General features: G+C 45.2%; 5 protein-coding genes. 3 read left to right on the plus strand and 2 right to left on the minus strand.

Translation table 11 applies throughout. The annotated features are described in order from the left end of the window. Positions 1-1,214: penicillin-binding transpeptidase domain-containing protein (locus tag F6K51_RS34955; protein ID WP_293030104.1), on the minus strand; the 1,214-nt coding region annotated here is incomplete at its 3' end. A 374-nt stretch (positions 1,215-1,588) separates the two neighbouring features. Continuing rightward, complete coding sequence (locus F6K51_RS34960; protein WP_293030110.1) at positions 1,589-1,717, minus strand: hypothetical protein; 129 nt, start codon at positions 1,715-1,717, stop codon at positions 1,589-1,591. A gap of 36 nt (positions 1,718-1,753) precedes the next feature. On the opposite strand from F6K51_RS34960, the gene F6K51_RS34965 reads away from it, so the two are divergent. The 3 genes from F6K51_RS34965 (at position 1,754) to F6K51_RS34975 (ending at position 5,428) form a co-directional block, all read left to right on the plus strand. After that, a complete protein-coding gene (locus F6K51_RS34965; protein WP_293030115.1) occupies positions 1,754-2,908 on the plus strand; it encodes an ABC transporter ATP-binding protein in 1,155 nt (384 codons plus the stop codon). Positions 2,909-3,129: 221 nt separating this feature from the next. Further along, positions 3,130-4,254: a spermidine/putrescine ABC transporter substrate-binding protein gene (locus F6K51_RS34970; RefSeq protein ID WP_293030121.1), complete on the plus strand. Its 1,125-nt coding sequence runs from the start codon at positions 3,130-3,132 to the stop codon at positions 4,252-4,254. Positions 4,255-4,564: 310 nt separating this feature from the next. Beyond that, a complete protein-coding gene (locus F6K51_RS34975) occupies positions 4,565-5,428 on the plus strand; it encodes an ABC transporter permease (protein ID WP_293030126.1) in 864 nt (287 codons plus the stop codon). The last annotated feature ends 138 nt before the right edge of the window (positions 5,429-5,566 follow it).

Here is a 5,566-nt window from a genome sequence, read left to right on the forward strand (position 1 = left end):
TTCAGGGTTTTCCCCCCAACCCCTCGACCGATTTGACCAAAGAAGGTGTTACTGCTCCAAGCCATAGCACCCACAAATCCCATTGGACCAAATCCGGCTCGGTTCCACTCCCCAAAGGCATGACCACCGACATACAGGTAAGGATAAGTCTGTAAAACAGTTTTGGGAGAATACCGACCAGATTCCATACCCGCCGAAGCCGTGACCACCTTAAATGTACTGGCTGGAGGAAACCCTCGCATTGCCCGGTTGATAAACGGATTCCCTCTGCCTTGTAGCTTTCGCCAGGTTTCTGAGGTGATGCGAGTCGAGAAAATATTCGGGTCAAAGGTTGGACGAGAAACCATTGCGAGGACAGCACCGGTGTTGGGGTCTATAGCCACGACTGCCCCTTTGCGATCGCCTAATGCTGCCTCGGCTGCCTTCTGCACATCTATATCGATGGTTATATGGATAGGTTTACCCGCTTGTGCCTGTTTCTGACCCAGAACCCTGACGACTCGTCCAGCACCATCAACTTCTACTTGCTGACCGCCCCATTCTCCCCGTAGCAGATGCTCATAGGACTTCTCCACCCCCATTTTGCCAACCACATCACCGAGGCGGTAGCCGTCAGGTTTACGCCGTTGCAGCTCTTCATAGTCCAGCTCTCCAGTATAACCTAGAACGTGAGCCGATAGCTGTCCATGGGGATAGTACCGCAAGGCATCAATATCCACCTCTATCCCCTGTAATTCATTGCTGTACTCAGCCAAGGCAGTAACTTGAGCGGGAGTAACACCACGGGCAATCCGAAGTAGGTAAGGAGAGTTATAGCCCGCTTGTTCCAGACGCTTTTGAATCTCAGCGTCTGGTATCTTCAAAATTTGGGACAGGCGTTTGCGAGTTTGGGGCCATTGCTCCTGCCTAAGAACCATCGGCCACACAAATACCGAGTGAGACAACCGATAGCTAGCTAATACTCTTCCCTTACGGTCAAAAATATTGCCCCGTATAGGGGGCTTGGGAATCAGACGAATCCGGTTATTTTCTGCCAGCTGTTGGTTGCGTTCCCCTTGAACTAGCTGTAAATACGCTAAACGGGAAGCAATTCCCCCCAGCAAGAATAGGCTAATCAGTACCATAATCACTACGGATTGGTATTTGCGTCCGACAGTGCGGGAATTAGATCGATGTACTGCAAATGGAGATAAGGAAGGCTGAATTAATGTCATCGTCAGAGGTCTGAGAATGGGGAATCGCACTTGGAGAACACGGAATTGGGCAATTAAGGCGAATAGTCACCTGATCAATCCCAGTAACCTATTGGCTTTGATTCCGAATAAGTCTCCCTTTTCAATTAAGAATTAAGGATTGACAATTGACAACAAAACAACAGGACTCACGCCCCAAGCTTGTCGGTTAAAACTGGGTATGGGGTTTAGGGTGACCGGGTGTAGTGAGCAGAATTGGAATATGCCCTTGGGATTGCCCACACTAATTCACCTAGATCTGCCCCAAAGCCTTGATTAAGGAGGCTCTGATTTGCCCCTGTTCTAATAGCTCTTACCATTAGCTTAATACCTAGTCACGGCTAATACCCAGCAATTTACTTCTGCACCTCAGCTACTGGATCAGTGCAGATCTGTTTAGCTACTGCAGGAGTATTTTTAGGTTGGAGGATAAAATAAACCCAAGGAGAGAAACCGTGTTGCACAGATGCAGACAGACGAGGCATGACTCTGGGGGCATCACTACTGCTGAAATAACCACCATGTTTCAAACGACTGTTAAAGAACCACGTCCGACTACTACGACTACAGCTAAACTTGATGTTGAACTCCGGAAGGTTTTTAAAGTGTTCGACACCGAGACTGTTGTTCGTGGTGTTGACTTAACTATCCGTCGAGGAGAATTTTTTAGCATTCTTGGTCCGTCTGGCTGTGGCAAGACTACAACCTTGCGTTTAGTAGCGGGATTTGAGATGCCTTCAGCTGGGGAGGTAATGATTCAGGGACGCTCGATGAATCATATTCCACCACACCGCCGACCTGTCAATACTGTCTTTCAAAGTTATGCTCTATTCAATCACCTGAGTGTTTCCGAAAATATTGCCTTCGGTCTACGGCTAAAAAAGCTACCCTCATTGGAGGTTGAGGAACGAGTCAAAGCAGCCCTCAAACAAGTGAAACTGGAGGGATTGGCGAATCGGTATCCCCCTCAATTGTCTGGGGGTCAACAGCAACGAGTGGCATTAGCCCGAGCATTAGTTAATCGACCAGCGGTGCTGTTGTTGGATGAACCTTTGGGAGCGCTAGATTTCAAGCTGCGCAAACAGATGCAGGTGGAACTGTCAAATCTCCATCAAGACCTGGGGTTAACCTTTGTGATGGTGACCCACGACCAAGAAGAAGCTATGAGTCTTTCTGACCGTATCGCTGTGATGCGTGCAGGTAAAATTGAGCAAGTTGGTTCCCCCAGAGAAATCTATGAAAATCCTCGGACAACCTTTGTGGCAGACTTTATCGGTGATACCAATTTATTTAAAGGTCGTCTGCAACAGTCCGATGCCGACTCACTCGAAATTACCACCAAGACTGGTATAAAGATTGTGGTTGAGTCTCCATCCGTTAGAGAAGTCCTGGATAATTCTAATACTCAGGATATTGTAGTAGGTGTACGACCAGAGAAAATTCGCCTGAGTCTTTCCCCCCCAACAACAACAACTACTACTACTACAATGAATTGCTTTGAAGGACGTCTCAAACACGCGATGTACCTGGGTACTCATATTCAATGTGTGGTCGAGTTACTCAGTGGCGACTGTCTCAGAGTCATACTGGCCAACACCAATAACAAGTTACCAGACCCTCACACGACAATTTATGCTCGTTGGGCACCCACGGATTGTCGAGTGTTGGAGGAATAATTTGAGGATTTCGGTAGTTTTTGAGCCTAGTTTGCTTGGAAAATAGTGCTGAGTAGAGCAAGAGATTTTTATTTGTTGACTAAATCAATTCTGGTGGATTAATTATCCTATCCATTTTCGGGTAATGGGTAATGGGTAATCCGTTGTGAATAACTTTCTTCAACCTACCCTACTTCGGACGCCTGGGCAAAAACAAACGTCAACCTTCAACCTTTTCAATCGTGCTTTCTAAGGATCGACAATCATTACTAAAACGCCCTACAAGGCGCAACTTTTTACAGCTAGCCACGGTCGCTACCCTATCAGGTCTAACCTTGTCTGGATGTGGCTGGACTCTAGCTGAGGTCAGACCAACACCTCCTTCACCAGGTGACAGAAATAAACTATTTATCTACACTTGGACTAACTATACCGATGATGAGCTACTAGACCGCTTTAAGGAAATAACTGGAATCAAAGCTGTAGTCGATGTCTTTGATTCCAACGAAGCTATGCTTGCTCGACTTCAGGCTTCTGGGGGTGGAGCCTATAGCATTATCTACCCGTCTGACTACATGGTGCGGAAGATGGTGGAGTTGGATCTGTTGGTGAAACTGGATTTTGAACGCATCATCGGAATAAATCGACTGTTTTCTAAGTTCCTCAATCCTATATATGACCCCAACAATTTGCACAGTATTCCTCTGAGCTGGGGAACAACAGGTTTGATTTACAACTCCAAAAAACTATCTAAGGTACCGGAGGATTGGAGCTATCTTTGGCAATATAAAGATAAATTATCGAGACGGATGACTTTGCTCAACGATGTGCGAGAAGTGATGGGTGCAACTTTGAAAATGTTGGGTTACTCGTACAACTCTACCAATCCCCAGGAGATCAAAAAGGCCTATGAAACGTTGGTGGAGTTAAAACCAAGTATTGCTTCATTTTCTTCTGATGCTTGGCGATCGCAAATCCTGACTGGGGATTTATGGGTTGCGATGTGTTACTCCTCCGATGCTGTTGACATCATGGCAGAAAACCCAGATTTGCAGTACGTGCTACCGAAAAGTGGTTCTTCCTTGTGGACCGATACCTTGGCAATTCCCAAAACAGCTCCCAATCTTGAGGGTGCCTACGCTTGGATTAACTTTATGTTAGAAGCAGATGTTGCTGCTCAAATTTGTGAACGGTTGAGCTTCGCCACACCAAACCAGAAAGCCTTTAAGCTATTGTCCCGTGACATCCAAGAGGATCAAAGTTTGTTTCCAGAACAATCAGCGTTAGAACGTTGTGAAGGTCTTGCACCTGTTGACGAGGTTAGCGAAGTTTATGACCGCTACTGGACTCAGTTGACCAGTGCTTAGGAGTTAGGAATTAGCCCTTTTCAACACCCTAAAGTTTAGGAAAATAGTACGGAACGGTAGCAATAAAAATATCATTAAAAATACCTATCAAAAAGAGCGAAACGCTATTGATAAATGTTATTATAACGAATAAAAAACCATAAGTGATAAAATCATAAATAATCACTCTAATTTTTAAGAGTTGTAAATTTATATATAAAAGAAAGATAGCATTTTTTAATAAAATTGGTATAAGTCTTGGAATAATGACTAAGAACTAATGATAAATAACACTGAAAGCGTTACTGAGAACATTGCTGAATCCCCAGTTATGCAAGATAAGAGACACTTACAATGGCAGTGGTTAGAACCCATAGGATTGCTCAGTCCAGCAGGTATATGGTTAGCTTTGTTGTTGGTGCTGCCAACCCTAGTGATTTTTGAACTAAGTTTGGTACCCAACATTAGACCAGGAGATGTGGTCAATCCCTCTGGTATTGATAATTATTTGCGGATATTTGATCCAGTAATCTTGCAAGTGATGGGGCGATCGCTTTTTTTGGCCATGGGAACCACTGTGATTTGTCTTGTGCTAGGATTTCCTGTGGCTTATTGGATTGCTCAGCTAGCACCCAAGCGGTGGCAAAATTTACTCCTGCTGGGTTTTATATTACCGTTGTGGACATCCTCTCTACTGCGTTCTTATGCCTGGATTAGCATTCTGCGACCGACTGGGGTTCTCAATACAGTCCTGACTAGTCTTGGACTACCAGGGTTGGATTTGCTCAATCGTAGTGCTGCTGTATTGATTGCCATGGCTTACAGCTTTCTGCCATATATGGTCTTGATTCTCTATGCGTCTATAGAAAAGTTAGACAAACGGTTGTTAGAAGCGGCGGCGGATTTAGGGGCAAATCCCTATCAAACGTTTTGGAAAGTAACTGTACCCCAAACTCTACCAGGAATTGCTGCAGGTTCTTTGCTGGTATTTATCTCTGGATTAGGGGATTTTGTTAATCCGGAATTGCTAGGGGGAGCATCGAGTATGACTGGAGCAAGATTGATTTATAACCAGTTTTTAGGAGCTACTCAAAACTGGGGATTTGGGTCAGCTTTGAGTATGATGTTAATTTTGGTTGTGAGTATAGCGATCGCACTTTTGATTAAGTATGGTGATCCAAAAGCACAGCCCTAGCACTATAGAAAAGGGAGTAGGGAGTAGGGAGTAGGGAGTAGGGAGTAGGGAGTAGGGAGTAGGGAGTAGGGAGTAGGGAGTAGGGAGTAGGGAGTAGGGAGTAGGGAGTAGGGAGTAGGGAGTAGGGAGTAGGGAGTA

The sequence above is a fragment of the Moorena sp. SIO3I8 genome, from assembly GCF_010692325.1.
Taxonomy (GTDB): domain Bacteria; phylum Cyanobacteriota; class Cyanobacteriia; order Cyanobacteriales; family Coleofasciculaceae; genus Moorena.

Coding starts and splice junctions, on each gene's coding strand:
- F6K51_RS34975 (WP_293030126.1), top strand. CDS start 4,565: ATGCAAGATAAGAGACACTTACAATGGCAGTGGTTAGAACCCATAGGA.
- F6K51_RS34965 (WP_293030115.1), top strand. CDS start 1,754: ATGTTTCAAACGACTGTTAAAGAACCACGTCCGACTACTACGACTACA.
- F6K51_RS34960 (WP_293030110.1), bottom strand. CDS start 1,717: ATGCCTCGTCTGTCTGCATCTGTGCAACACGGTTTCTCTCCTTGGGTT.